This is a genomic window from Pseudoduganella buxea, assembly GCF_009720835.1.
In the GTDB taxonomy this organism is placed as follows: domain Bacteria; phylum Pseudomonadota; class Gammaproteobacteria; order Burkholderiales; family Burkholderiaceae_D; genus Rugamonas; species Rugamonas buxea.
The window spans coordinates 97,397-123,263 of the sequence record NZ_WNKZ01000006.1 but is presented as its reverse complement, the minus strand read 5'-3'; the positions used below and the strand labels follow the sequence as shown (position 1 = coordinate 123,263).

24 protein-coding genes and 1 pseudogene are annotated in these 25,867 nt (G+C 67.4%); 14 read left to right on the top strand and 11 right to left on the bottom strand.

Going from position 1 to position 25,867, the window contains the following annotated elements:
- Both GM672_RS28230 and GM672_RS04160 read left to right on the top strand, forming a co-directional pair.
- Positions 1 to 603 (top strand): annotated as a pseudogene (locus tag GM672_RS28230) (hypothetical protein); the annotation flags it as partial.
- Positions 600 to 1,766: a HupE/UreJ family protein gene (locus GM672_RS04160; protein ID WP_155469257.1), complete on the top strand. Its 1,167-nt coding sequence runs from the start codon at positions 600 to 602 to the stop codon at positions 1,764 to 1,766. The pseudogene GM672_RS28230 and the gene GM672_RS04160, both read left to right, overlap by 4 nt.
- A gap of 10 nt (positions 1,767 to 1,776) precedes the next feature.
- On the opposite strand, the gene GM672_RS04155 is transcribed toward GM672_RS04160, so the two are convergent.
- Positions 1,777 to 2,478, bottom strand: coding sequence for an anti-sigma factor (locus tag GM672_RS04155; protein ID WP_170299922.1), 702 nt, complete (start codon positions 2,476 to 2,478; stop codon positions 1,777 to 1,779).
- Positions 2,475 to 3,059, bottom strand: a complete 585-nt coding sequence (locus GM672_RS04150) for a sigma-70 family RNA polymerase sigma factor (protein WP_229427699.1) — start codon at positions 3,057 to 3,059, stop codon at positions 2,475 to 2,477. The genes GM672_RS04155 and GM672_RS04150 overlap by 4 nt, the downstream gene beginning before the upstream one ends.
- A 147-nt stretch (positions 3,060 to 3,206) precedes the next feature.
- Here GM672_RS04150 and GM672_RS04145 point away from each other — a divergent pair, with 147 nt between their 5' ends.
- The 3 genes from GM672_RS04145 to GM672_RS04135 all read left to right on the top strand — a co-directional run bounded on the left by GM672_RS04145 (position 3,207) and on the right by GM672_RS04135 (position 6,541).
- On the top strand, positions 3,207 to 4,655 hold the full coding sequence (locus GM672_RS04145) for an IgA Peptidase M64 (protein WP_155469256.1): 1,449 nt from the start codon (positions 3,207 to 3,209) through the stop codon (positions 4,653 to 4,655).
- Between the two features lie 112 nt (positions 4,656 to 4,767).
- On the top strand, positions 4,768 to 5,256 hold the full coding sequence (locus GM672_RS04140; protein WP_155469255.1) for a hypothetical protein: 489 nt from the start codon (positions 4,768 to 4,770) through the stop codon (positions 5,254 to 5,256).
- Positions 5,257 to 5,491: 235 nt separating this feature from the next.
- Positions 5,492 to 6,541: a patatin-like phospholipase family protein gene (locus GM672_RS04135; RefSeq protein ID WP_170299921.1), complete on the top strand. Its 1,050-nt coding sequence runs from the start codon at positions 5,492 to 5,494 to the stop codon at positions 6,539 to 6,541.
- A gap of 63 nt (positions 6,542 to 6,604) precedes the next feature.
- On the opposite strand, the gene parC is transcribed toward GM672_RS04135, so the two are convergent.
- Complete coding sequence (gene parC / locus GM672_RS04130; RefSeq protein WP_155469253.1) at positions 6,605 to 8,944, bottom strand: DNA topoisomerase IV subunit A; 2,340 nt, start codon at positions 8,942 to 8,944, stop codon at positions 6,605 to 6,607.
- An 18-nt stretch (positions 8,945 to 8,962) separates the two neighbouring features.
- Entirely contained in the window at positions 8,963 to 10,957 is a 1,995-nt protein-coding gene (locus GM672_RS04125) for a DNA topoisomerase IV subunit B (protein WP_155469252.1), read from the bottom strand.
- Positions 10,958 to 11,337: 380 nt separating this feature from the next.
- Here GM672_RS04125 and kdpF point away from each other — a divergent pair, with 380 nt between their 5' ends.
- The 7 genes from kdpF (at position 11,338) to GM672_RS04090 (ending at position 20,037) form a co-directional block, all read left to right on the top strand.
- Positions 11,338 to 11,427 (top strand): K(+)-transporting ATPase subunit F, encoded by a 90-nt coding sequence (kdpF, locus tag GM672_RS04120; protein ID WP_155469251.1) that lies wholly within the window; start codon positions 11,338 to 11,340, stop codon positions 11,425 to 11,427.
- Positions 11,424 to 13,154: a potassium-transporting ATPase subunit KdpA gene (kdpA, locus tag GM672_RS04115; RefSeq protein WP_170299920.1), complete on the top strand. Its 1,731-nt coding sequence runs from the start codon at positions 11,424 to 11,426 to the stop codon at positions 13,152 to 13,154. The genes kdpF and kdpA overlap by 4 nt, the downstream gene beginning before the upstream one ends.
- A 9-nt stretch (positions 13,155 to 13,163) precedes the next feature.
- Complete coding sequence (gene kdpB / locus GM672_RS04110; RefSeq protein WP_155469250.1) at positions 13,164 to 15,233, top strand: potassium-transporting ATPase subunit KdpB; 2,070 nt, start codon at positions 13,164 to 13,166, stop codon at positions 15,231 to 15,233.
- 11 nt (positions 15,234 to 15,244) lie between these two features.
- Positions 15,245 to 15,820 (top strand): potassium-transporting ATPase subunit KdpC, encoded by a 576-nt coding sequence (gene kdpC / locus GM672_RS04105; RefSeq protein WP_155469249.1) that lies wholly within the window; start codon positions 15,245 to 15,247, stop codon positions 15,818 to 15,820.
- Between the two features lies 1 nt (position 15,821).
- Positions 15,822 to 18,512 carry an ATP-binding protein gene (locus GM672_RS04100; RefSeq protein WP_229417544.1) on the top strand — a complete coding sequence of 897 codons (2,691 nt, stop codon included), beginning with the start codon at positions 15,822 to 15,824 and terminating at the stop codon, positions 18,510 to 18,512.
- Positions 18,509 to 19,216 carry a two-component system response regulator KdpE gene (gene kdpE, locus GM672_RS04095; RefSeq protein WP_155469248.1) on the top strand — a complete coding sequence of 236 codons (708 nt, stop codon included), beginning with the start codon at positions 18,509 to 18,511 and terminating at the stop codon, positions 19,214 to 19,216. The genes GM672_RS04100 and kdpE overlap by 4 nt, the downstream gene beginning before the upstream one ends.
- A 77-nt stretch (positions 19,217 to 19,293) precedes the next feature.
- A complete protein-coding gene (locus GM672_RS04090; protein ID WP_155469247.1) occupies positions 19,294 to 20,037 on the top strand; it encodes a TorF family putative porin in 744 nt (247 codons plus the stop codon).
- Between the two features lie 3 nt (positions 20,038 to 20,040).
- Here GM672_RS04090 and GM672_RS04085 read toward each other — a convergent pair whose 3' ends face one another.
- From GM672_RS04085 to GM672_RS04065, 5 genes are all read right to left on the bottom strand, one after another.
- Positions 20,041 to 20,541, bottom strand: coding sequence for a P-loop NTPase family protein (locus GM672_RS04085; protein ID WP_155469246.1), 501 nt, complete (start codon positions 20,539 to 20,541; stop codon positions 20,041 to 20,043).
- Entirely contained in the window at positions 20,538 to 20,831 is a 294-nt protein-coding gene (locus GM672_RS04080; protein WP_229417543.1) for a hypothetical protein, read from the bottom strand. The genes GM672_RS04085 and GM672_RS04080 overlap by 4 nt, the downstream gene beginning before the upstream one ends.
- A gap of 145 nt (positions 20,832 to 20,976) precedes the next feature.
- A complete protein-coding gene (locus GM672_RS04075; protein WP_155469245.1) occupies positions 20,977 to 22,146 on the bottom strand; it encodes a vWA domain-containing protein in 1,170 nt (389 codons plus the stop codon).
- A complete protein-coding gene (locus GM672_RS04070) occupies positions 22,140 to 22,733 on the bottom strand; it encodes a GNAT family N-acetyltransferase (RefSeq protein ID WP_155469244.1) in 594 nt (197 codons plus the stop codon). Before GM672_RS04070 ends, GM672_RS04075 begins: the two co-directional genes overlap by 7 nt.
- Positions 22,733 to 23,596 carry an AAA family ATPase gene (locus tag GM672_RS04065; protein WP_155469243.1) on the bottom strand — a complete coding sequence of 288 codons (864 nt, stop codon included), beginning with the start codon at positions 23,594 to 23,596 and terminating at the stop codon, positions 22,733 to 22,735. The genes GM672_RS04070 and GM672_RS04065 overlap by 1 nt, the downstream gene beginning before the upstream one ends.
- Before the next feature lie 285 nt (positions 23,597 to 23,881).
- Between GM672_RS04065 and GM672_RS04060 the strand changes: the two genes are divergently transcribed.
- Positions 23,882 to 24,202, top strand: coding sequence for a c-type cytochrome (locus GM672_RS04060; protein WP_155469242.1), 321 nt, complete (start codon positions 23,882 to 23,884; stop codon positions 24,200 to 24,202).
- Positions 24,203 to 24,211: 9 nt separating this feature from the next.
- Positions 24,212 to 24,553: a c-type cytochrome gene (locus GM672_RS04055; protein ID WP_155469241.1), complete on the top strand. Its 342-nt coding sequence runs from the start codon at positions 24,212 to 24,214 to the stop codon at positions 24,551 to 24,553.
- Between the two features lie 53 nt (positions 24,554 to 24,606).
- On the opposite strand, the gene GM672_RS04050 is transcribed toward GM672_RS04055, so the two are convergent.
- Positions 24,607 to 25,038 carry a DUF1841 family protein gene (locus tag GM672_RS04050; protein WP_155469240.1) on the bottom strand — a complete coding sequence of 144 codons (432 nt, stop codon included), beginning with the start codon at positions 25,036 to 25,038 and terminating at the stop codon, positions 24,607 to 24,609.
- A 91-nt stretch (positions 25,039 to 25,129) separates the two neighbouring features.
- Positions 25,130 to 25,741 carry an RNA pyrophosphohydrolase gene (locus GM672_RS04045; protein ID WP_229417542.1) on the bottom strand — a complete coding sequence of 204 codons (612 nt, stop codon included), beginning with the start codon at positions 25,739 to 25,741 and terminating at the stop codon, positions 25,130 to 25,132.
- Between the last annotated feature and the right edge of the window lie 126 nt (positions 25,742 to 25,867).

The window sequence follows — 25,867 nt, the reverse complement described above, 5'->3', positions numbered from 1 at the left end:
GCCCACACGCTGGCCCGCAGCGACGCATCCCCGGCGGAGCTGCGCGTGTGGGCCTTGACCGTGCTGGCCGAAATGGCCGCCCGGCGCGGCGCCGCCGACGTGGCCGAGCAGCGCTTTCGGGCCGCGCTGACGCTGGCCCCGCGCGACAGCTACCTGCTGGGTGCCTATGCCGACTATCTGCTCGACGCGCGCCGGCCTGTCGACGTGCTGGCCCTGCTGCGCAAACAGGGCCGCATCGACGCCCTGCTGCTGCGCACCGCGCTGGCGCTGCGCCAGGTCAAGGAACGCACGGCACTGGCGGCCGCGCGCGAGGAATTGCAGGCCCGTTTCGATGCCGCCGCTCGGCGGGGCGACCGTGTCCACCTGCGCGAGGAGGCGCGCTTCATGCTGCACCTTCAGGACGACACCGGCGCCGCGCTGGCGCTGGCGAAACAGAACTGGCAGGTGCAGAAGGAACTGGCCGATTTGCGCCTGCTGCTCGAAGCGGGCCTGGCCGCGCGCGACGCCAGGACAACGCAAGCCGCGCTGGACTGGATCGGCCGCAACGGCACGCAGGACGTGCAGCTTGCCGCGCTGGTGCGCCAGGCAAAGGCGCGGCAATGAGCGCGCGCCGTTTCGCCGCGCTGGCCCGCGCGCTGCTATTGCCACTGCTACTGCTACTGTGCTGCCTGCCCGCACGCGCCCATAAACCCAGCGACAGCTACCTGACCCTGCGGCTGGACGGCGAACGCATCGAGGCGCGCTGGGATATCGCATTGCGCGACCTCGATTTCGCCATCGGCGTCGACGGCGACGGCGACGGCCGCCTGACGTGGGACGAGATCCGTGCCCGGCACGGCGCCATTGCCGCGTATGCACTGGCGCGCCTCCAGGTGGACTCGGAGATCGGTGCCTGCGCGCTGGCGCCGCAGGGCGAGCAACTGATCGAGCAGCACGGCGACGGCGCCTACACGGTGCTGCGGCTGCAAGGCCGGTGCACGGCGCGGCCGGCCCGCCTGGCGGTGAATTACCGCCTGTTTGCCGATACCGACGCCCAGCACCGGGGCCTGCTCGGCATCGACAGCGGCGGCGCCGTGCGCAGCGCCATCCTCGGCGGCGAGCAGCCGCGCCAGGTTATGGAACTGGCATGGCGAACGCCGGGGCAGGAGTTCCTGGCCTACCTGCGGCACGGCGTGTGGCATATCTGGATCGGTTTCGATCACATCCTGTTCCTCGTGTCGTTGCTGCTGCCGGCCGTGCTGGTATGGCACGGCGGCGTGTGGCAGGGCGTGGCCGGCCTGCGTGCTGCCGGTGTCGACGTGCTGAAAACCGTCACCGCCTTCACGCTGGCCCATTCCGTGACCTTGACCTTGGCCGCGCTGGGCGTGCTGGCGCTGCCGACGCGCTGGGTGGAATCGGCCATTGCCGCTTCGGTCGTGGTGGCCGCGCTGAACAACGTGGTGCCCGTGGTGCAGCGGCGGCGCTGGCTGGCCGCCTTCCTGTTCGGCCTGGTGCACGGCTTCGGCTTTGCCGGCGTGCTGGCCGAACTCGGACTGCCGCGAGACGCGCTGGCCCTGGCGCTGGTGGGCTTTAACGTGGGCGTGGAGCTGGGCCAGCTGGCCATCGTCGCGGTGGTGTTGCCGCTGGCCTTTGCCGTGCGCGGCACGAGCCTCTACCGGCGCGTGCTGCTGCCGGGAGGATCGGTGGCGATTGCCCTGGTGGCCTGCGCGTGGCTGGCCGAGCGGGCGCTCGACTGGCAACTGCCGCCGCTGTTCGGCGCCGCGTAGTGACGGCAACCTACAGCATCCGCACCCAGCTGCCCTTGTACAGCACGGGCCCGGTCGGCGCGTTCGGGTTGGGCGAGCCGCCTTTCGGCTCCACGCTGACGGCCAGCAGGGCCACGTCGCTGCCCAGCGCCCGCTCGTTCAGGGCGATCTGGGCGCTGCCTTTTTCGTCCAGCACACCCAGCGAGCGGGGCATGCCCTGCTGCGTGATGGCCCACAGCTGCAGCGAGCGGTCGTCCGGCACGGCCGTGGTGCCCACCAGGCGCACGGCAATGATGCCGCGGCCGTGATCGGCCGTCACGAGCAGGGCGGCCTGGGCCCGTTCGTCCGTCAAGGTGGCGAGCGTGTCGATCTGCGGCGCGGGCCCCTGCAAGGCCAGCACGACGCCCAGTGCCACTGCGGCGGCCGTGCCGGTCAGGCCCAGCGTGCGCCACCATTGCAGCGGGTCGCGCCGCCAGAATTGCCAGCGCTTCGGCGGCGGCTCCAGGTGCAGGCGCCGTTCGATGATGCGCCACACGCGTGCGCGCGGCACGCGGCTGAGGCTGAATTCGCCCAATGGCACCAGGCGCTGCTGCCACTCATGCACCAGCGCGCGCAGCGCAGCATCGCCGTGCAGCCAGCCTTCGAAGCGTCGCCGCGCGCCGCCCTTCAGGGTGCCCAGCACGTACTCGGCCGCCAGCCGGTCGCGCAGTTCGGGATTGTCGCGGATATTCACAGTCCCTCCCGTACCAGGCAGGCCTTCAGCTTCGCCAGGCCGCGCCGGATCCACGTCTTGACGGTACCGACGGGCAGCGACAGCTGCCGCGCCACTTCGCCGTGCGTCAGGTCGTGGAAGAACGCCAGCCCGATGGCCTGGCGCTGGGCCCGTTCCAGCGCCGCCATGCAGTGCGCCAGCGCGCGCGCTTCGTCGCTCGTCTGCAGGGCCTCGGCCGGGCCGTCCGCGCTGTCGTGCAGCTGGTCGATCACGTCGGCGTCGAACTGGCCCAGGTCGATCTCGGGCGCCGTGCCCTGCCGGCGCAGGATGTCCAGGGCCTTGTTGCGCACGATCGTCGCCATCCACGTCATCGGTGCAGCCAGCGCGCCCTGGTAGGTGGCGGCCGCATGCCAGATCGAGACGAATGCATCCTGCAGCGCCTCCTCGGCCAGCTCGTGGCGGCGCACGATGCGCAGCGCGAAGCCGAACAGCTTCGGCGAGGCGGCCACGTACAGCGCATGGAAGGCCTGGGCATCCCGGCGGCCGGCGCCCAGCAGCAGGGTGCGCAGTTGTTCCGGATCGGTCGGTTGGTCGTAGGGCACGGCGCAAGGATGAGGTGAAGATTAGCCAAAGGGTAGCCTGCTTCCGCACGGCGGGCAAGCTGCCCTGTACCCGGGAGCGGGTCGGGACATACAATACCCGCCAATCGCCGCCGCCGAATCACCGATCCGTTACCTGAAGGAGACACCATGCGCATTGCCCGCACTTTCACCGCCGCCATCCTGCTGGCGCTGGCCGGCCCGGTCGCGGCCGCCCCGGTCGCCGCGCCCGCCGATGGCGCGCAGCCGTCCACCGTGCGGGTCGACTACATCCACAGCGGCAATGCGCTGGCCGAACACTATGCGCTCGACCGCGTCGTCATCGAGCCGCTGCCGTGGCCGGGCGACATGGCGCGCACGCTCGACGATACCGACCGGGGCATCAACCGGGTCGAGGTGGTCGATGCGAAAACCGGCCAGCTGCTGTACTCGCGCGGCTTTTCCACCATCTTCGGCGAGTGGCGCAGCACGGAAGAAGCGGGCAAGGCCACGCGCGCCTTCGGCGAATCGGTACGCTTCCCCAAGCCGGACCGGCCCGTCAAGGTGCGCATCCTGCGGCGCGACGAGCGCAATGCCTTCTCCATCGCATGGACGGCCGATATCGACACGGATGCACTGGACGTGGTGCGCAAGCAGCCGCCCGCGCCCGCCAAACCGATCCCCATCCGCGTCAGCGGTCCGTCGCCGCAGAAGGTCGACCTGCTGATCCTGGGCGACGGCTACACCCGGGCCGATATGGGCAAGTTCGAGCAGACCGCGCGGCGCCTGGCCGAGCACCTGTTCACGGTGTCGCCGTTCCGCGAGCGCGCCGCCGACTTCAATGTCTGGGCGCTGGCCGTGCCGACGCAGGAAGCGGGCGTGAGCAGGCCGTCGACGAACACCCACCACGCCTCCGCGCTGAACACGCGCTACGACATCTTCGGCAGCGAGCGTTATGTGCTGACGACGGACAATCGGGCGCTGCGAGACATCGCCCAGCATGCGCCGTATGAATTCATCGAGATCCTCGTCAACAACGACACCTACGGCGGTGGCGGCATCTACGGGCAGTTCAGCACGGCGGCGGCCAACAACGACTGGGCCAACTACCTGTTCGTGCATGAATTCGGCCACCACTTCGCCGGCCTGGCCGACGAGTACTACACGTCGCCCGTGGCCTACCAGTCCAGCGGCGAACGGATGGAGCCGTGGGAGCCGAACGTGACGGCGCTGCGCGATCCGGCCAACGTCAAATGGAAGCACCACCTGACGCCGGCCACGCCGCTGCCGACGCCTTGGCCGAAGGCCGAATACGAGACGCATTCGCGCCAGTACCAGCAGGTGCGGGCGCAATTGCGCAAGGCGAACCGGCCCGAGTCCGAGATGAACAAGCTGTTCCGCGACGACCTGGCCTGGACCAACGCGCTGTTCGCCAAGGCGCCGCACCGCCACGCGGTGGGCGCTTTCGAAGGGGCGAACTACGAGGCCACCGGTTATTACCGCTCGCAGCAGCAGTGCCTGATGTTCGACCGCAGCGATGCCTTCTGCCAAGTGTGCGCGGAGGCGATCGGCCAGACCATCGACCTGTATGCCGGTTCATCCGGGAAAGAAAGTAAGTAAGGCAACAAAATGTTTCAATGTACGCCAGCGCACGGTTGATATCGTTTGGAAAGTTTATTCTGGATACGTGACAAGAAGAAAACAACGCAAACCACATTGAAAGGTGCCAATCATGAATAAACTGCTCGCAACCCTGATCGCCGGCGTCTTCGCCACCGCTGCCCACGCTCAAACCGCCACGACGGCACCCGTCAACAAGGACGTGGCTGAAGCGCAGGTCGAAGCGCAAAAAGACATCAACAAGGCCCAGCACAAGGAAGCCAAGAAAGTCGCCGACGTCAATGAAGACGTCGCGAAGGCCCAGCAAAAGGCCGACAAGAAAGTGTCGAAGGCCGTGACGAAGGCCGACAAGGAATACGGCAAGGCCGCCGAGAAAGTGGCTGACGCCGATCCGGAAGACAAGCTGAAGGCCGAAGCCAAGGCCGACAAGAAAGTCGCCAAGGCTGACGCGAAAGTCGCCAAGGCCAGCGCCAAGGCCAACGAAAAAGTCGCCAAGGAAGTGGCTGAAGCCGACAAGGAAAAAGCCCTGGCCGCCGCCAAGACCGACGAAGCCGTCGCCAAGGCCAATGCTGACGTGAAAAAAGAAGCCGCCAAGCACTAATTGACGGACCGGGGCGTTCCGACGCCCTGGCTTGAAGCCGCCGCCCGCATGTCGCGGGCGGCGGTTTTCTTTTGCCTGTTGTATTTCCACGCCGCCCCGTCCCTACCTCGTCCACCGCCCCCCGTAAGCAGCCCCGGCTACGGCTTGTCGCTTGAGCCAGATCAACACCGCAGTCCTGCCGGGCGTCAATCTGTCACTTCCCTTGATGTTTTATGGAGCGGTCATGGAAAAACCGATGGCATTGATACTGCAGGGCGGCGGCGCGCTGGGCGCTTTCGAATATGGCGTCGTGACGGCGCTGGTGGAGGAGGGCTGGAGCCCGCGCGCGGTCACGGGCGTATCGATCGGCGCGGTCAATGCCGCCGCGATCGCGGGCGCGAAGGACGGCGATATCGCCGCCAGCCTGCATCGCATCTGGCAGGCCATCACCTTGCCGGCCGCGCCGCTGCTGCCGGCGGCCGTGCAGGCCAACCTGTCCCTGCTGGGTAATCCGAACTTCTGGCGCTCGCGTACGGACTACTGGAATGCGCCGAACTGGAACAGCTGGTGCACCACGGCGCCGATGTTGAAGACGCTGGCCGCGCACCTCGATTTCGAGCAGCTCAACGACCCGGCCCATATGCGCTTCGGCGTCACCGCCACCAGCCTGCACACGGGTGGCCAGACCACGTTTTCGAACTACACGGCGCGCGAGGCGCACCTGAAGACGGACCGCCACCGTGCCGTGCGCGCCCAACTGACGCCGTCCCATATCGTCGCCAGCGGCAGCCTGCCGCCGGGCTTCCCCGCTACCCGCATCGACGGCTGCGATTACTGGGATGGCGGGCTGTTCTCCAATACCCCGATCGACTCGCTGCTCAATTTGCTGGAGCCGGAGGAAATCGAATCGCTGCCGATCTTCGTCGTCGACCTGTTCCCCACGGACGGTCAGCCGTCGCCCGCCAATCTGCAGGAAGTGCAGACGCGCGCCATCGCCCTGCAATACGAGAACCGCTTCTGGGCCGAATACGGCGGCAGCGGCGGCCTGCACGGCTTCCTGGCGATGCTGGAAAAGCTGGAAGCGGCAACGGCCGGCAGCGACGTGACGGCCATGCCGGCCTTCCACTGGCTGATGCGCCTGCGTGCGCTGAAGAACCTGCACGTCATCGCCAGCAGCCCGGCGGCGGCCGGCGGCGACCACGATTTCTCGGCCGGCGGCGTGCAGGAACGCTACCAGGCCGGACGCGCCGCCGCCCGGCAGTACGTGGCGCGGATGTCGCAACGACCTGCGTTGCGCGCCGCCTGAATCGCAGGGCCGCCAAAAAACAAAGCCGCCCGAGGGCGGCTTTGTCGTTGGCATTGGCGCCGATCAGCTGTTCGGCACCAGGGCGGTCGGCTTGATCCGCGTCGGCATGGCCTTGCCCTTGCGGGCGCGCTTGCCGAAGTGTTCCTGCAACAGGCCGGGGCCCATGCGTTCTTCCTTGGCCTTCTGCGCATTGCCGATGCCCTGCACCGTCACGCCTTTCTGCGTGATGGCCTGGGCCGCCACCAGCTTTTCCTTCGGCTCCAGCTCCATCAGGGTGACGCCGCGGCCGCCGTTGGTCAGCACCTTCATCTCGTCCATGCCGAAGACCAGCAGACGGGCTTTTTCCGAGATGACGGCAATCGCGCTCGCTTCCGGCGGCACGATGGTCGGTGCCAGCGGGCGGGCGCCTTCGTCGAGCGTGATGAAGGACTTGCCGCCCTTCAGGCGGCTGACCATGTCGCCGGCCTTGGCGATGAAGCCGAAGCCCGCATCGGAGGCCATCAGCAGTTGCGTGGCGGCGGGGCCGGCGAAGTAATGCAGCAGGCGCGCACCGCCGGACAGGTCCAGCAGGGTGGTGATCGGCACGCCGTCGCCGCGCGCGTTCGGCAGGGCGATCACGGGCACGGAATACACCTTGCCGTTGTCGCCGAAGCCGAGCAGCGTGTCGACGGTGCGGCACTCGATGGCGTCGTGCAGCGCGTCGCCGGCCTTGAAGGTGAACTGGGCGCGGTCATGGCCGATGCCGGTGCGCGCACGCACCCAGCCCTTCTGCGAAATGATGACGGTGACGGGTTCGTCGATGACCTTCTGTTCGACCTGGGCCCGCTGCGCCTCCTCGATGACGGTGCGGCGGGCATCGCCGAACTGCTTGGCGTCGGCCTCGATCTCGCGGATGATCAGGCGCTTCATCGACGACGGATTGTCCAGCAGGTCCTGCAGGCCCTGCCTTTCCTTGCGCAGCTCGGCCAGTTCCTGCTGGATCTTGATCGCTTCCAGGCGGGCCAGCTGGCGCAGGCGGATTTCCAGGATATCCTCGGCCTGGCGGTCGGACAGCCTGAAGCGCTCGACCAGGGCCTGCTTCGGCTCGTCCGAGTTGCGGATGATGTGAATCACCTCGTCGATATTGAGCAGGATGGTCTCGCGCCCTTCCAGGATATGGATGCGGTCATCCACCTTGCCCAGGCGGTACTGGGTGCGGCGCGTCACGGTGGAGAAGCGGAACGTGATCCACTCGCCCAGGATGTCGGCCAGGCCCTTCTGGCGCGGGCGGCCGTCGCCGCCGATCATCACCAGGTTCATCGGCGCCGACGTCTCCAGCGACGTATGCGCCAGCAGCATCAGCATGAATTCGTTCTGGTCCTGGTTCTTCGACTTCGGCTCGAACACGAGACGCACGGGCGCGTTGCGGCCCGATTCGTCGCGGATCGTGTCGAGCGCGCCCAGCACCATGGCCTTCAGCGCGATCTGGTCCGGCGACAGGGTCTTCTTGCCCAGCTTGACCTTCGGATTGGTCAGTTCCTCGATTTCTTCCAGCACCTTCTGGGCCGACGTCCCCGGCGGCAGCTCGTGCACCACGGCCTGCCACTGGCCGCGCGCCAGTTCCTCGATCTTCCAGCGCGCCCGCACCTTCATGCTGCCGCGGCCGGACGCGTACATGTCGGCCACTTGCGCGGCGGGGGTGATCAGCTGGCCGCCGCCCGGATAGTCCGGGCCCGGCACGATGGCCATCAGTTCGGCGTGCGTCAGTTTCGGGTTGCGGATCAGCGCCACGGCCGCATCGGCCACTTCGCGCAGGTTGTGCGAAGGGATTTCCGTGGCCAGGCCGACGGCGATGCCGGAGGCGCCGTTGAGCAGCACCATCGGCAGGCGCGCCGGCAGCAGCGCCGGTTCCTCGCTGGAGCCGTCGTAGTTCGGAATGAAGTCGACCGTGCCCTGGCCGATCTCGTCGAGCAGCAGGCGGGCAATCGGCGTCAGGCGCGCTTCCGTGTAACGCATCGCGGCGGCGCCGTCGCCGTCGCGCGAACCGAAGTTGCCCTGGCCGTCGATCAGCGGGTAGCGCAGCGAGAAGTCCTGGGCCATGCGCACCAGCGCGTCGTACACCGACTGGTCGCCGTGCGGGTGCAGCTTGCCCAGCACGTCGCCGACGACGGTGGCGGACTTGCGCGGCTTGGCCGTGGAGTTCAGCCCCAGTTCGTTCATCGAATACAGGATGCGGCGCTGCACCGGCTTCTGGCCGTCGCACACGTCCGGCAGGGCGCGGCCCTTGACGACGGAGATGGCGTAGTCCAGGTAGGCGCGTTCGGCGAAGGTCGACAGGGTCAGCGTTTCGCCGCCATCGCCGCCGTTGCCGTCGTTGCCCGGATTGTTCGCGGGCTCGTCGAAGAGGTTTGCTTGTTGAGTCATGTGAATTACTTAGAGATGTTAGATGTCCGCTTCGACTTCATTGCCGTGTTCCTCGATCCAGGCACGGCGGGCGGCGGCTTCGCCTTTGCCCATCAGCATATTGAAGCGGGCAGCCGCTTCGGTGTGCTGGAAGTCGCCCAGCGCGACGGGCAGCAGGCGGCGCGTGTCCGGGTTCATCGTCGTTTCCCACAGCTGTTCGGCGTTCATCTCGCCCAGGCCCTTGAAGCGGGAGATCGACCAGCTGCCGTCCTTCAGGCCGTCCTTGCGCAGCTTGTCCTCGATGGCCGTCAGTTCGCCGTCGTCCAGCGCATACAGCTTCTGGATCGGCTTCTTGCCGCGCGCGGGTGCGTCGACCCGGTACAGGGGCGGGCGGGCGATGCAGATATTGCCGTTCTGGATCAGGGCCGGGAAGTGGCGGAAGAACAGCGTGAGCAGCAGCACCTGGATGTGCGAGCCGTCCACGTCGGCGTCGGACAGGATGCAGATCTTCCCGTAACGCAGGCCGGACAGGTCCGGTGAATCCGTCACGCCATGCGGGTCGACGCCGATGGCCACGGCGATGTCGTGAATCTCGTTGTTGGCGAACAGGCGGTCGCGGTCCGTCTCCCAGGAGTTCAGCACCTTGCCGCGCAAGGGCAGGATGGCCTGGAACTCCTTGTCGCGGCCCATCTTGGCCGAGCCGCCGGCCGAGTCGCCCTCGACCAGGAACAGCTCCGTGCGCGCCACGTCGTTCGATTCGCAGTCCGTCAGCTTGCCCGGCAGGACCGCCACGCCCGAGGACTTCTTCTTCTCGACCTTCTGCGCCGAGCGCAGGCGCGACTGGGCCTGCTTGATGACGAGGTCGGCCAGCTTCTTGCCCCAGTCGATATGCTGGTTCAGCCACAGTTCCAGCGCCGGCTTCGAATACGTCGACACGAGGCGCACGGCGTCGCGCGAGTTCAGGCGCTCCTTGATCTGGCCCTGGAACTGGGGATCGAGCACCTTGGCCGACAGCACGAAGGACGCGCGAGCGAACACGTCCTCGGGCAGCAGCTTGACGCCCTTGGGCAGCAGCGAGTGCAGCTCGACGAAGTTCTTCATGGCGCCGAACAGGCCTTCGCGCAGGCCCGATTCGTGGGTGCCGCCGTTCGGCGTGGGGATCAGGTTGACATAGGATTCGCGCATGATGCCGCCTTCCTCGGTCCAGGCCACCACCCAGGACGCGCCTTCGCCTTCGGCGAAGCCTTCCGCGTCGGGGCCGGCGAACTGCTCGCCCTCGAACAGGGGCACCACCGTTTCGCCGTTGCCCGTCTGCGCCAGGGCCTCGGTCAGGTAGCCGCGCAGGCCGTCGTTGTACTGCCACGTCTGGGTGTCGCCGCTTTTCTCGTTCTTCAACGTGACGGTCACGCCGGGAAGCAGCACCGCCTTCGAGCGCAGCAGGCGTTGCAGCTCGACCTGCGAGATCAGCGGCGAATCGAAGTACTTCGGATCGGGCCAGGCCGTCACGCGCGTGCCGGACTTCTTGCCGTTCGGCGCCGGCTGCGACGTCAGGGGTTCGACCAGGTCGCCGTTTTCGAAGGCCAGCGTGTGGAAACCGTTGCCCTTGTCGTCCTTGCGCCAGACGGAGATCTCCAGCCGCGTCGACAGCGCATTGGTAACGGACACGCCGACGCCGTGCAGGCCGCCCGAGAACGCATAGGCGCCGCCCGAGCCCTTGTCGAACTTGCCGCCCGCGTGCAGGCGGGTGAAGACGATTTCCACCGTCGGCACGTTTTCTTCCGGATGCAGGCCGACGGGAATGCCGCGGCCGTCGTCCTCCACGGTGATGCTGCCGTCCGTGTGCTGGGTCACGACGATGTTCTTGCAATGGCCGCCCAGCGCTTCGTCCGAGGCGTTGTCGATCACTTCCTGGATGATGTGCAGCGGGTTTTCCGTGCGGGTGTACATGCCCGGGCGCTGCTTGACGGGTTCCAGTCCTTTCAGGACGCGGATCGATGATTCGCTGTAGTCGGAAACGGGTTTTTTAGTGGCCATACTGTGTGTTCTTGCAATTCTTGAAATTATTTAAGGCTGACGTCCGCCTGACGCCGATGCCTGCGCATTCTATCCGCAACCGGCCGCCGGCAAGGAGGCCCGGGGCCCCGAAAGGGCGGAAAAGCGACGCCCGAACGCGGCAAAACCTGGGGCAGGGACGAATAATACTGTACAAACATCCAGCACAATCCGTTTTTATATCTTGTTTACGCGCGCCGTTCAAGTCTTTACCCTGTTTTTAGGGGGGCGTCGATAAGCTTTCTGCCATCGAAACGGATGGAGAAATGCATGCAGGATCTCGTATTTGTCGGCCTGGCTGCCCTGCTGGCGGGCCTGGCATGGGCCATGGCGGTGGGGTGCGCCCGCCTGGGGAGCGCATCATGAACGCCCTGTACCTGGCCGGCGCCGTGCTGGCGGCTGCCTTGATGATGTACCTGCTGGTCGCCTTGCTGCGCGCGGAGCAGCTGTGAGCGGCGCCGCCTTGCTGTTGCTGGCCGCCTTCCTGGGCGTGCTGCTGGTGCTGGCCTGGCCGCTGGGGGCCTACCTGGCGAAAGTGGGCGAGGGCGACGCGCCCGTGCCCGGCCTGCGGTGGCTGCACGGGGCCGAACGGGCGCTGTACCGGGCCGGCGGCACGGCCGGTGCCATGGGCTGGAAAACCTATGCCGGCGCCCTGCTGGCCTTCAACCTGGCCGGGACCCTGTTCGTCTACGGCGTGCAGCGCCTGCAGGGCGTGCTGCCGCTGAACCCGCAGGCCCTGCCAGGCGTCGGCCCGGACTCCTCGTTCAACACCGCCGTCAGCTTCGCTACCAACACCAACTGGCAGGGCTATGCAGGAGAGGCCACGATGAGCCATTTCACACAGATGGTGGCGCTGGCCGGGCAGAACTTCTTCTCGGCCGCCACCGGCATCGCCGTCGTGTTCGCGCTGATCCGCGCCTTCGCGGCCCGCTCGTCCGCGTCGATCGGCAATTTCTGGGTCGACGTCACGCGCGCCACCGTCTACGTATTGCTGCCGCTGTCGCTGCTGCTGGCCGTGTTCCTGGCCGGACAGGGCGTGATCCAGAACTTCGACGGCTACCGCACGGCAGCGCTGCTCGATCCCGTAGCCTACACGGTCGATGGCGTCGCGCAGGCTGCCGCCACGCAAACGCTGCCGATGGGACCCGTCGCCTCGCAGGAAGCGATCAAGCTGCTGGGCACCAACGGCGGTGGCTTCTTCAACGCCAATTCCGCCCACCCTTACGAGAACCCCACGGCGCTGTCCAACTTCGTGCAGATGCTGGCCATCTTCCTGATCCCGGCAGCATTGTGCTTCGCTTTCGGGCGCATGGTGGGCGACGTGCGCCAGGGCTGGACCGTGCTGGCGGCGATGACGCTGATCTTCGTGCTGATGACGTTGGCGATCTTCGCGGCCGAGCAGCAGGCCCACCCCGGCCTGCTGTCCCTGGGCGTGGACGCGGCTGGCGGCAATATGGAGGGGAAGGAGTCGCGTTTCGGCGTCCACGCTTCGGGCCTGTTTGCCGCCGTGACGACGGCCGCTTCCTGCGGCGCCGTCAACGCCATGCACGATTCGTTCATGCCGCTGGGCGGCGCCGTGCCCCTGCTGCTGATGCAGCTGGGCGAAGTCGTGTTCGGCGGCGTCGGCTCGGGCCTGTACGGCATGCTGGTGTTCGCGCTGCTGGCCGTGTTCGTGGCCGGGCTGATGATCGGCCGCACGCCCGAATACCTGGGCAAGAAGATCCAGGCCCATGAAATGAAGATGGTGGCCGTCGCCATCCTCGTCACGCCCGTGCTGGTACTGGGCGGCACGGCCATTGCCGTCACGGCCGGCGCCGGCGTGGCCGGCATCGCCAACCCGGGCGCGCATGGTTTCAGCGAAATCCTGTATGCCTTCAGTTCGGCCGCCAACAACAACGGCAGCGCCTTCGCCGGCCTGTCCGCCAACACGCCGTTCTACAACGTGATGCTGGCGCTGGCCATGTGGTTCGGCCGCTTCGCCGTCATCGTGCCGATCCTGGCCATTGCCGGCGCGCTGGCCGCCAAGCCGCGCCTGCCCGCCACGAGCGGCACCATGCCCACGCACGGCGTCCTGTTCGTGCTGCTGCTGACCGGCGTCGTGCTGCTGGTGGGCGTGCTTAATTACGTTCCGGCGCTGGCGCTGGGTCCCGTCATCGAACACCTGCAACTTTTTCAATAAGAGGCCTCCATGTCCCCGCTTAACCCGCCACGCGCCAGGTCGATCCTGTTCGACCGCGTGCTGCTGCTGCCCGCCCTGGTGGACGCACTGCGCAAGCTCGATCCGCGCGTGCAGCTGCGCAGTCCCGTCATGTTCGTCGTCTACGTCGGCAGCATCTTCACCACCGTGCTGGCGCTCGACGCCTTCGATGGCGCCGACTTCGGCTTTACCGCCGCCATTGCCGTCTGGCTGTGGTTCACCGTCCTGTTCGCCAATTTCGCCGAGGCGCTGGCCGAAGGGCGCAGCAAGGCCCAGGCCCAGTCGCTGCGTGCGCTGAAGCAGGCCGTGATGGCGAAAAAGCTGGCCACGCCCCGCCACGGCACCACGTGGCTGCCCGTCAGTGCGGCCGAGCTGCGCAAGGGCATGACGGTGCTGGTCGAGGCGGGCGACGTGATTCCCGCCGACGGCGACGTCATCGAAGGCGTCGCCAGCGTCGACGAAAGCGCCATCACGGGCGAATCGGCGCCCGTGATCCGCGAGTCCGGCGGCGACTTTTCCGCCGTCACGGGCGGCACCCGCGTGCTGTCGGACTGGCTGGTGGTGCGCGTGGCCGTCAATCCCGGAGAGGCCTTCATCGACCGGATGATCTCGATGGTGGAAGGGGCCAAGCGCCAGAAGACGCCGAACGAGGTGGCGCTGACCATCCTGCTGGTGGCGCTGACGATCGTCTTCCTCGTCGTCACCGTGACCCTGCTGCCGTTCTCGCTGTTCGCCACCCAGTCCGCCGGCGCCGGCTCGCCGGTCTCGCTGACGGTGCTGGTGGCCCTGCTGGTCTGCCTGATTCCCACCACCATCGGCGGCCTGCTGTCGGCCATCGGCGTGGCCGGCATGAGCCGCATGATGGCGGCCAACGTCATCGCCACGTCCGGCCGGGCGGTGGAAGCGGCGGGCGACGTCGACGTGCTCCTGCTCGACAAGACCGGCACCATCACGCACGGCAACCGCCAGGCGGCTGCCTTCCTGCCGGCACCGGGCGTCAGTCCCGAGCAGCTGGCCCGCGCCGCGCGCATGGCATCGCTGTCCGACGAGACGCCGGAAGGGCGCAGCATCGTCGTGCTGGCGCGCCAGCAGTTCGACATCCACGAAAAGGACAGCGCGGCCGGCGCCACCTTCGTGCAGTTTACGGCGCAGACGCGCATGAGTGGCGCCGACGTGGGCGGGCGCGCCATCCGCAAGGGCGCGGCCGACACGGTACGCCGCTTCGTCGAAGAGCAGGGCCAGGTCTATCCGGAGCACGTGGCGCGCAGCGTCGAGCAGGTGGCGCGGCGCGGCAGCACGCCGCTGGTGGTGGTCGACGACGGCCGCGTGATGGGCGTGGTCGAGCTGAAGGACATCGTCAAGGCCGGCATTCGCGAGCGTTTCGCCCAGCTGCGCGAAATGGGCATCCGCACAGTGATGATCACGGGCGACAACCGGCTGACGGCGGCGGCCATCGCGGCCGAGGCGGGCGTGGACGACTTCCTGGCCGAGGCCACGCCGGAGCAGAAGCTGGCGCTGATCCGCGAGCACCAGGCCGGCGGCCACCTGGTGGCGATGACGGGCGACGGCACCAACGACGCGCCGGCGCTGGCCCAGGCCGACGTGGCCGTCGCCATGAACAGCGGCACCCAGGCCGCCAAGGAAGCGGGCAATATGGTCGACCTGGATTCGAACCCCACCAAGTTGCTGGAAATCGTCGAAATCGGCAAGCAGATGCTGATGACGCGGGGTGCGCTGACCACCTTCTCCATCGCCAACGACGTCGCCAAGTACTTCGCCATCATCCCGGCCGCTTTTGTCGGCACCTATCCGCAACTGAAGGCACTGGACGTGATGCACCTCGCCAGCCCCGGCTCGGCCATCATGTCGGCCGTGATCTTCAACGCCCTGATCATCGTCGTGCTGATTCCCCTGGCATTGAAGGGCGTGCGTTACCGGGCCGCCAGCGCCGCCACGCTGCTGCGCCGTAACCTGCTGGTCTTCGGCCTGGGCGGCATCGTGCTGCCGTTTGCCGCCATCAAACTGATCGACATGGCGCTGGCCGCCCTGCATCTGCTCTGATAGGAGACACCATGATTTCTCAATTACGTCCCACCCTGGTGGTCTTCACCGCGCTGACCGTGGCCTGCTGCGTGGCCTATCCGCTGGCCGTCACGGGCGCGGCCCGCGTCCTGTTCCCCGGGCAGGCCGCCGGCAGCCTGGTCGAGCAGGGCGGCAAGGTGTTCGGCTCACGGCTGATCGGCCAGTCCTTCACGTCGCCGCGCTACTTCTGGGGCCGGCCATCCGCCACGGCGCCGATGCCGGGCAACGGCGCCGCCTCTGGCGGGTCCAACCAGGGGCCGCTCAATCCCGCGCTGATGGAAGCGGTGCAGGGCCGCGTGGACGCGCTGCGCGCCGCCGACCCGGGCAACACGCGGCCCGTGCCGGCCGAGCTGGTGACGGCATCGGCCAGCGGCCTCGATCCGGACATCGGCATCGCCGCCGCGCGCTGGCAGGTGGCGCGGGTGGCGCGCGCCCGCGGCCTGCCTGCCGCGCAGGTCGAGGCACTGGTCGAGCGCCATGCCAGCACGCCGCCGCTGTCTTTCCTGGGCGGGACCACGGTCAACGTCCTGATGTTGAACCTGGCGCTGGACGGCCTGCGCAAGTAAGATGCTGCATCCCCCATTTCGCCTTTCGACGATGAACGACAGCCACCGGCCCGACCCCGATGCCTTGCTGGCCCAGGTGCAGGCGCAGGAACAGCGCGCCGCGCGGGGCCGGCTGCGCGTCTACTTCGGCGCCTCGGCCGGCGTGGGCAAGACCTACGCCATGCTGGCGGCCGCACGCAAGCTGGCCGGGCAGGGCATGGCGCCGCTGGTCGGTGTCGCCGAAACGCACGGCCGCGCCGAGACGGCGGCCCTCCTGGAGGGGCTGGAACTGCTGCCGCCGAAAACCATGACGCACCGGGGCAAGGCCTTGCCGGAATTCGATCTGGACGAGGCCTTGCGTCGCCGCCCGGCGCTGGTGCTGGTGGACGAGCTGGCCCACTCGAACGTGCCCGGCTCGCGCCATCCGAAACGGTGGCAGGACATCGACGAGTTGCTCGGCGCCGGCATCGACGTCTTCACCACCGTCAATGTGCAGCACCTGGAAAGCCTGAACGACGTCGTCGGTGGCATCACGGGCATCAAGGTGCAGGAAACCGTGCCGGACACGGTGTTCGACGGGGCCGACGAGGTGGTGCTGGTGGACGTGCCGGCCGACGAGCTGCTGGCGCGGCTGGGGGAGGGCAAGGTGTACGGCCACGAGCAGGCCGGCCGCGCCGCCCGCCATTTCTTCCGCAAGGGGAACCTGATCGCGCTGCGCGAGCTGGCGCTGCGCCGCATGGCCGACCGGGTGCAGGGCGACGTGCAGGCCTACCGGGTCGAGCAGGCCATCGACCCGGTGTGGAAGACGGGCGCCGTGCTGCTGGCCTGCGTCGGCCCCGGCCCGGGCGCGGAGCACGTGGTGCGCAGCGCCGCGCGGCTGGCGGCGCAACTGAACAGCCGCTGGCAGGCCGTGTACGTCGAAACGCCTGCCTTGCAGCGGTTGCCAGCCGAACGGCGCGAACGCATCCTGCAAACCCTGAAGCTGGCGCAGGACCTGGGCGCCACCACGGCCGTGCTGGCCGACGGCGACGTGGCGAATGCCATCGCCCGTCACGCCCACGCACACGGCATCTCGAAGATCGTCACGGGCCGCGGCCCCGCCCTGTGGCGCCGCCTCGCCACTTTGGCCCCCGCCGCGGACCTGATCGCCGCCGCACCCGGCGAACACCGCCCGCTGCCCCCTGCCCGGCAAAGTTTCCTAAAAAATGGGGACAGACCCCATTTTTCGAGCAATGTTGCCGCCGTCGGCGCCACGTGCGCGTTGGCGCTGGTGCTGCTGCCGCTGGCCGGCCTGCTGGAGACGGTGAATATCGCCATGCTGTTCCTGCTGCTGGTGCTGCTGGTGGCATACCGGCTGGGGCGCACGCCGGCGCTGCTGGCTTGCGTCACGGGCGTGGCGGCGTTCGACTTCCTGTTCGTCGCACCCACGTTTTCCTTTGCCGTCAGCGATTTCCAGTACCTGATCACGTTCGCCGTGATGCTGACGGTGGGCCTGCTGACGAGCCACCTGACGGCCGGCCTGCGCTTCCAGGCCAAGGTGGCGTCGCACCGCGAGACGCGGGCCCGGGCCTTGTACGAATATGCCCGCGAGCTGACGGGCGTGCTGCAGACGGAGCAGGTGTTCGAAATCACGCAGCGCACCCTGGCCGCCGCCTTCCGCGCCAAAGTCACACTGCTGCTGCCCGATGCCGACGCCCGGCTGCGCGCTCCGGAGAGTGTGCCGGAGATGAGCTTGCCGGATATGGCCATCGCCCAGTGGGCCTTCGACCACGCCGAGCCGGCCGGCTTCGGCACGGGCACCCTGCCGTCCTCGCCCGTGTTCTACCTGCCGCTGGTGGCGCCGATGCGCACGCGCGGCATCCTGGCCCTCGAACCGGGCGAGCGGCGCTGGCTGCTGGTGCCGGAGCAGCGGCGCCAGCTCGATACCTTCGCCGCGCTGGCCGCCATCGCGCTGGAGCGTGTGCACTATATCGACGTGGCCCAGCAGGCGCTGGTGCAGATGGAGTCGGAACGCTTGCGCAATTCGCTGCTGGCGGCGCTGTCGCACGACCTGCGCACGCCGCTGACGTCCCTGGTCGGCCTGGCCGAATCGCTGGTGCGCTCGAAACCGGCGCTGGCGCCGGTCCAGCTGGAACTGGCCGACGCCTTGCGCGACGAAAGCCTGCGCCTGGCGACGATGGTGGCCAACCTGCTCGACATGGCCCGCATCGAAAGCGGCGCCGTGCAATTGAACCTGCAATGGCAGGCGCTGGAGGAAGTGGTCGGCAGCGCGCTGCGCGCCAGCCGCCCGCTGCTGGCCCATCACCGTGTCGCCACCGCCTTGCCGGCTGACCTGCCGCTGCTGCGTTTCGACGCGGTACTGATCGAGCGGGTGCTGTGCAACCTGGTGGAGAACGCCGTCAAGTACACGCCGCCGGGCAGCACGATTACCATCGCGGCCGTGGTGGCCGGTCCCGTGCTGCGCGTGACCGTCAGTGACGACGGTCCCGGCCTGCCGCCCGGCCAGGAAGAGAGCATCTTCGAGAAATTTACCCGCGGCGAACGGGAATCGGCCCGGCCCGGCGTCGGCCTGGGGCTGGCGATCTGCCGCGCCCTCGTCGCCGCGCACGGCGGCACCATCGCCGCCCGCAATGCGCCTGGCGGCGGCGCGGCCATCGACTTCACCCTGCCGCTGGCTACCCCGCCGGCGGCGCCCGAGGAACTGGAACCATGAACGACACCGGTATCAAGCCGACCGCGCTGCTGATCGAGGACGAGCCGCAGATCCGCCGCTTCGTGCGCATTGCGCTGGAAGAGGAGGGCTGGCACGTGCAGGAAGCCGCCACGATGAGCCGGGGCCTGATCGACGCCGGCACGCGCAAGCCCGACCTGGTGATCCTCGACCTGGGCCTGCCCGACGGCGACGGCATCGACCTGATCGCCGACCTGCGCAGCTGGTCCTCCGTGCCCGTCATCGTGCTGTCGGCCCGCGTCGGCGAAGACCAGAAGATCCGCGCCCTCGATGCCGGTGCCGACGACTACCTGACCAAGCCCTTCGGCGTGGGCGAGCTGCTGGCGCGGGTGCGGGCGATGCTGCGCCGCCGGCGCGCGCCGGGCCAGGATGCGGCCGGTATCGTGCAGTTCGGCGATGTGCGCGTCGACCAGCGCGACCGCCTCGTCACCCGCGCCGGCCAGATGGTGCACCTGACGCCGACGGAGTTTCGCCTGCTGGCGGTCCTCGTCAACAATGCCGGCCGCGTCGTCACGGCGCCGCAACTGCTGCGCGAGGTTTGGGGACCGTCGAACAGCGAGAACGGCCACTACCTGCGCATCTACATGGGCCACCTGCGCCAGAAGCTGGAACGCGATCCGGCCCAACCCGTCCACCTGCTGACCGAAACCGGGGTCGGCTACCGATTGCTGCTGGCCCCTTCCTGACCGGCAGTCCACCCTGACGAAGTCCCGGCACCCCCGACGGGGCGGGCTTCGCTCATCCATCACTTTGAAAGACCATCATGAAACGATTGATTTCAGGCCCTCGGCTGGCCTTCACCTATGCCGCCGCCCTTGCCATCTCCCTTGCCGCCGGCAGCGCCGCCCAGGCCCAGGACATCACGTTCAACGCCGCTGCCGTATCGGATTACCGCTTCCGCGGCATTTCGCAGACGCGCCTGCAGCCGGCGCTGCAGGCTGGCGCCGACTGGGCCGACAGTGCCTCCGGCCTGTACGCGGGCACGTGGCTCTCGACCATCCGCTGGACCCATGACGCGGGCGGCGGTGGCGCCGTCGAGTGGGATGTCTATGCCGGCAAGCGCGGCGAGTTGGGCAGGGGCTTTGCCTATGACGCCGGGGTGCTGGCCTATGCGTATCCAGCCAACGGCCTCGATCCTTCCGCCAACACGGTGGAGCTGTACGCGCAGGTGGGCCGTGGGCCGGCAAGTTTGAAATACTCGCACGCGGTGACGAACCTGTTCGGCTTCGCCCACAGCCGGCACAGCGGCTACCTGGACGCGTCCTTCAACCCGGCGCTGGGCGCGGGCTTCACGCTGAACCTGCACGCGGGGCGGCAGCAGGTGCGCAGCCACGCTGCCTCCAGCTATACGGACTGGAAGGTGGGCGTGACGAAGGACTTCGGCTTCGCCACGGTGGCGCTGGCGTGGGTCGGCACCAATGCCGGCAAGGCGGCCTACGCGTCGCCCGTGAACGGCAAATTCACGGGCCGCGGCGCGGCGGTGCTGGCGGTGTCGCGCACGTTCTAGCAATCAGGCGGGGAAGACGGCGGCGTACAGGGAATCGTCGCCGCTTTCTTCGAGCAGGCGGGCGGCGGGCAGGCTGCGGCACAGGAAATCGCCCACGGCGCCGGCACCGGCCGGCACGATGACGATGCGCATCCCGGGATTGAACAGCCGGGCGTTGCCGATGCGTTCGGCCAGGCGCGCCGCGGCCGGTCCGTCGCCGTCCAGGCCATCGGCCAGCACGACGACGACGTTGGCGCCGATCAGCGCGGCGCGGCTGCCCAGCGAATCGCGGTTGGCCGCATCGACGACGATGTCCTGGTAGCGCTGACCCAGGTTTTCCAGCTCGGCCTGGACGCCCTTGCCGCTGACGGCGCGCGCCGTCACGTGGCCGTTGCCGTGCAGGTGACAGGGATCGGCATCCATCAGCAGCACCTTGCGGCCGCGCGTGCCGCGCAGTACGGCCAGGCGTTCGGCCAGGGCATCCTTGGCGGCATGGCCGCCTTCGCTGACGACAGTGACGATCATGCCGGCACCACGCGGCCGAGTTGTGCCGACGGCAGCGCGCGCGTCACGGCGTCGACGATCTTCTGCACGCCCGGCTCGGCCACGCGCAGCCATACCTGCATGCGCGTGGCATGGTCGATCGGCTGCATGCGCATGAACGACAGGCGGTTGCCGCAGGCGCGTGCGACCAGCCGGCGCAGTTCGAGCACGCGGCCCGTCTCGACGGTGATCAGCATCAGCCGGGAAGCCGGCGGCACCAGCGCCAGCGCAGGGACAAAGGCGGAAACAAGGGTGGGGCGAAGGGTTTTCATGGCTCGCTATCGTGGTTGAGGAGATTCCACGATAGCGATTTCGGCGTAGTCGCCTTGTATAGAGTGCCTGCGGCGGTATAAATATGCTGTAAACCCCGAAGAAAAGCGGGTCCGCCGCCGGGCCCGACCCCGGTCCTTCAAGCCTTCACTTGCTCAGCACCCGCATGGCCCGTTCCAGCCCGTCGAGCGTGATGGGGAACATCCGGTCGTTCATCAGCTGGCGGATCACGCCGATGGACTGGCGGTACTGCCACAGGCCTTCCGGCTCCGGGTTCAGCCACGCAAACTTGGGGAACGCGTGGGTGAAGCGGGCCAGCCATTCGGCGCCGGCTTCCTCGTTGTTGTATTCGACGGAGCCGCCCGGCTGCAGGATTTCGTAGGGGCTCATGGTGGCATCGCCGACGAAGATCAGCTTCGTGTCCGGCTTGTACTTGCGCAGGACATCCCAGGTGGGGAAGCGTTCGGCGTTGCGGCGGCGGTTGTTCTTCCACAGGTAGTCGTAGACGCAGTTGTGGAAGTAGTAGAACTCCATGTTCTTGAATTCGCTCTTCGAGGCGGAGAACAGTTCCTCGGTGCGTTCGATATGGTCGTCCATCGTGCCGCCCACGTCGAACAGCATCAGCACCTTGACGTTGTTGCGGCGCTCGGCCTGCATCCTGATGTCCAGGTAGCCGGCGTTGTTGGCCGTGGCGCGGATGGTCTGGTCCAGCGCCAGTTCCTCCTCCGCCCCTTCGCGGGCGAAGCGGCGCAGCCGGCGCAGCGCCACCTTGATATTGCGCGTGCCCAGTTCGCGCTCGGTGTCGTAGTCCTTGTAGCTGCGCTGCTCCCACACCTTCACGGCCGTGCGGTTGCCGCCCTTGCCGCCGATGCGCACGCCTTCCGGATTGGTGCCGCCGTTGCCGAAAGGGGAGGTGCCGCCCGTGCCGATCCACTTGCTGCCGCCTTCGTGGCGCTCCTTCTGCTCCTTCAGCAGTTCCTGCAGGCGGTCCATCAGCTTGTCGTAGCCGAATTTTTCCAGCGCCGCCTTTTGTTCGTCGCTCAGTTCGCGCTCCATGCGCTTGACCAGCCAGTCCAGCGGAATGGCGCTGCTGGTCTCGAAGGCGCCGTTGATGCCCTTGAAGTACTGGGCAAAGGCGCGGTCGAACTTGTCGTAATGGGCCTCGTCCTTCACCAGGGTCAGGCGCGACAGGTAGTAGAAATCGTCCATCGACTGGGTGATGACGTTCTGCTGCATGGCCTCCAGCAAGGTCAGGAATTCCTTGATCGAGACGGGAATCTTGGCGTCCTTCAAGGTGAAGAAGAAATCGATCAGCATGGGCGCTCCCTGGCCAGCAGATAGTCGAGCTGGGCGCGCACTTCCGGCCACTCGCCCCGCACGATGCTGTAGACGACAGTGTCGCGCACGGTGTCGTCGCGCCGCAGGGCATGGTGGCGCAGCACGCCGTCCCGTTTCGCGCCGAGGCGCTCGATGGCGCGCTGCGAGGCGTGGTTGAAGTTGTCCGTCCTGAAGCCCACCACGGCACAGCCCAGGGTGTCGAAGGCGTGGCCCAGCAGCAGGCGCTTGCAGGTGGTGTTGACGTGGCTGCGCTGGCGGCTTTGCGCATACCACGTGTAGCCGATCTCCACGCGGTCCAGCGCCGGCACGATGTCGTGGAAGCTGGTGGTGCCGATGACGGTGTCGCCGGCAGTGTCGATCACGGCGAACGCCAGCCGGCCCGGGCGCATCTCCAGCGCCGTGGCGATATAGGCTTCGACGTTCTCCGGCTCCGGCACGGAGGTCACGCGCAGGCGCCACAGCTCGCCGTCGCGGGCGGCGGCGCGCAGGCCGTCCGCGTGCCGACGCTCCAGCGCTTCGAGCCGGATGCCGTTCGCGGCCAGGGTGGTGGGGGCGACGTCGATCATCAGCGGTTGGTGCGCGACATGTAGACCAGGCGTTCGAACAGGTGCACGTCCTGCTCGTTCTTCAGCAGCGCGCCGTGCAGCGGCGGCACCACGGCCTTGCTGTCCTGGCTGCGCAGCGCTTCCGGCGGGATGTCCTCGGCCAGCAGCAGTTTCAGCCAGTCGAGGAATTCGGAGGTCGAGGGCTTCTTCTTCAGCCCCGACACGTTGCGCACTTCGTAGAAGGTCTGCAGGGCCTGGGCCAGCAGTTCCTGCTTCAGGTCGGGGTAGTGGACCTTGACGATGGCTTCCATCGTGTCCTTGTCGGGGAACTGGATGTAGTGGAAGAAGCAGCGGCGCAGGAAGGCGTCCGGCAGTTCCTTCTCGTTGTTCGACGTGATGATGACGAGGGGGCGGTGGCGCGCCGTGACCATCTCGCGCGTTTCGTAGACATAGAATTCCATCCGGTCCAGCTCGCGCAGCAGGTCGTTGGGGAATTCGATGTCGGCCTTGTCGATCTCGTCGATCAGCAGCACCACCGGTTCCGGCGCGGTGAAGGCCTGCCACAGCACGCCCTTGACGATGTAGTTGTGGATGTCGCGCACCCGCTCGTCGCCCAGCTGCGAATCGCGCAGGCGCGACACGGCGTCGTATTCGTACAGGCCCTGCTGGGCCTTCGTGGTCGACTTGATATGCCACTGCATCAGTGGCCGGTCCAGCGCGGCGGCCACTTCCTCGGCCAGCATGGTCTTGCCGGTGCCCGGTTCGCCCTTGATCAGCAAGGGGCGCTGCAGGGTCAGCGCGGCATTGACGGCAAGCTTCAGGTCCTTCGTGGCGACATAGGTGTCGGAGCCTTCGAAACGCTGGTGGGTGTGATCGGCGTGCATGAAGTGGGTTCCAGGAGTGGCAGAAAAAGAACAAGTATAGGGCACGCGCGGGGCATGCGCAGGCCAAGTCGGTGCGGAATCGCGACAGTTACCCGACGATAAGGGGTGGGCTCGACGGCTGAGGCTGGCGTTCCGGCAACTTTGTGGACGCTCCGAAACACCTAGGTTAGAATCGAAGATTGGTAGTGTGAAAGTCAAGTATTTGCGTAAGCAGCAAGGGGGACCGCGAGACGGTTCTGCCCAAAGAGTCCCCTCCGATTACCTTTTTTGATTCATCAGCCACCCATGACCAAACTCTTCGCAGTTCTCGCGCTCGCCGGTGCGGCCAACGCCGCGATGGCGGCCGACGTTGTCGGCAACGCCTCGGCAGCCCGCTCCAAGATTGAAATGTGTATCGGTTGCCATGCCATCCCCGGCTACAAGGCGACTTTCCCCGAGGTGTTCCAGGTGCCGAAGCTGGGCGGCCAGAATGCGAAGTACATCGAAAGCGCGCTGAAGGCCTACCAGAAGGGCGACCGCAAGCACCCGTCGATGAAGGGTATCGCCGTCAGCCTGTCCGACCAGGACATCGCCGACATCGCCGCCTATTACGCCTCGCAGAAATAAGGAGCAACCATGAAAAAACTCACCGTTGCCCTGATGCTTGCCTCGGTCTCGCTGGCCGCCACCGCGGGCGGCAATGTCACGGCCGGCAAGGCCCTGGCGGAAAAATACGCCTGCGCCACCTGCCACGGCAAGGACTTCAACTCGCCGATCGACCCCAGCTATCCGAAGCTGGCCGGCCAGCACCGCGACTACCTGGAGCACGCGCTGGTGGCCTACAAGCGCGCGGACGGCGCCAATGGCCGCAACAATCCCATCATGACGGGCCTGGTCAAGCCGCTGTCGAACCAGGATATCAAGGATATCGCGGCCTACCTGCACAGCCTTCCCGGCACGATGGTGGTGCGGCGCTGAGGCTTGCCTGCCTGATGTGAAAAAGCCCGCTGCCGCGGGCTTTCTTGTATCGGCTAGCGGTTCGCCCGCTGTTTCACGGCCTCGATATACGCCTCGCCATCGGGCGGCAGTCCGCTGCGCTGCGACTTCCAGATCATCTCGCCCAGGCACTCCATGATTTCGTGCTGCGCCTCGTGCGGCGAGTCCAGTTTTTTGGCGAGTGCTTCGTAGGCGGCGCGGATGCCGCGCGGCGAGTCGATCGATATCTGTTCGGAAATCGACAGGTGCATCGACAGGTGCAGGAAGGGATTGGCCTGGCCCCCTTCGACGGAGTAGTCGCGCGTCAGGGCGATGTCGACGTCGGCCAGCGCGTCGGCGTATTCGGGGTGGTCCTGCACCCAGTCGAGCGCCATCGCTTCGAGGGGCGTGAGGATTTCGCGTGCGGCGTTCTTGCGGAACACTTCGCAGAAAAAGCGGCGGACGTCGTGGGAAGAAGGGGTGAACATGGGTGCGGCTCCTCAGGCGGGGCCGATATTGTAGAACGAATCGGGGCAGGGCGCAGGCCGTGGCCCGGCACCTGCCCCGATATCGCGAACTTCAGCGCTTGGCCGTGGCCAGCGCCGGGCCGTCGCAGGCGGCGACCTCCTGCGGCGGCCCGTCCTTCTGCTGCCCCTGCTGGCCGCGGCCATGCGGCTGGCGCAGGTAGCGCGCCGAATGACGCCGTTCGCCATGCGGCGGCCAGGTCAGGAAGCGTGACAGCTCCTGCAGCGCGCGCTGGTAGACCTCGCGCTTGAATTCGATCACCACGTCCAGCGGCACCCAGTATTCATGCCAGCGCCAGGCGTCGAATTCGGGGTGATCCGTCAGGCGCAGGTTGACCTCGCTGTCGCGCGCACACATCCGCAGCAGGAACCAGATCTGCTTCTGGCCCCGGTAGTGGCCCCGGATCTCGCGCTTGATGAAGTGATCCGGCACCTCGTAGCGCAGCCAGTCGCGCGTGCGGCCGACGATCTTCACATGTTCCGGCCGCAAGCCTATTTCTTCTTCCAGCTCCCGATACATCGCCTGCTCGGGCGTCTCTCCGTACTTGATACCGCCTTGTGGAAACTGCCATGAGTGCTCGCGCACCCGCTTGCCCCACCACACCTCGTTATGGGCGTTGAGCAGGATGATGCCGACGTTGGGGCGAAAGCCTTCCCGATCGAGCATGTTGCACCTCAAAACTTTCTGCGGCCTTGCGATCCTCTTACACGTTTGCCCACATTTGGTGACTATCCGCCCGCCAGCCGCGCTTTCGGTGGGTGAAAGCGGCCGGGAGACCCGCAATTGAACGCA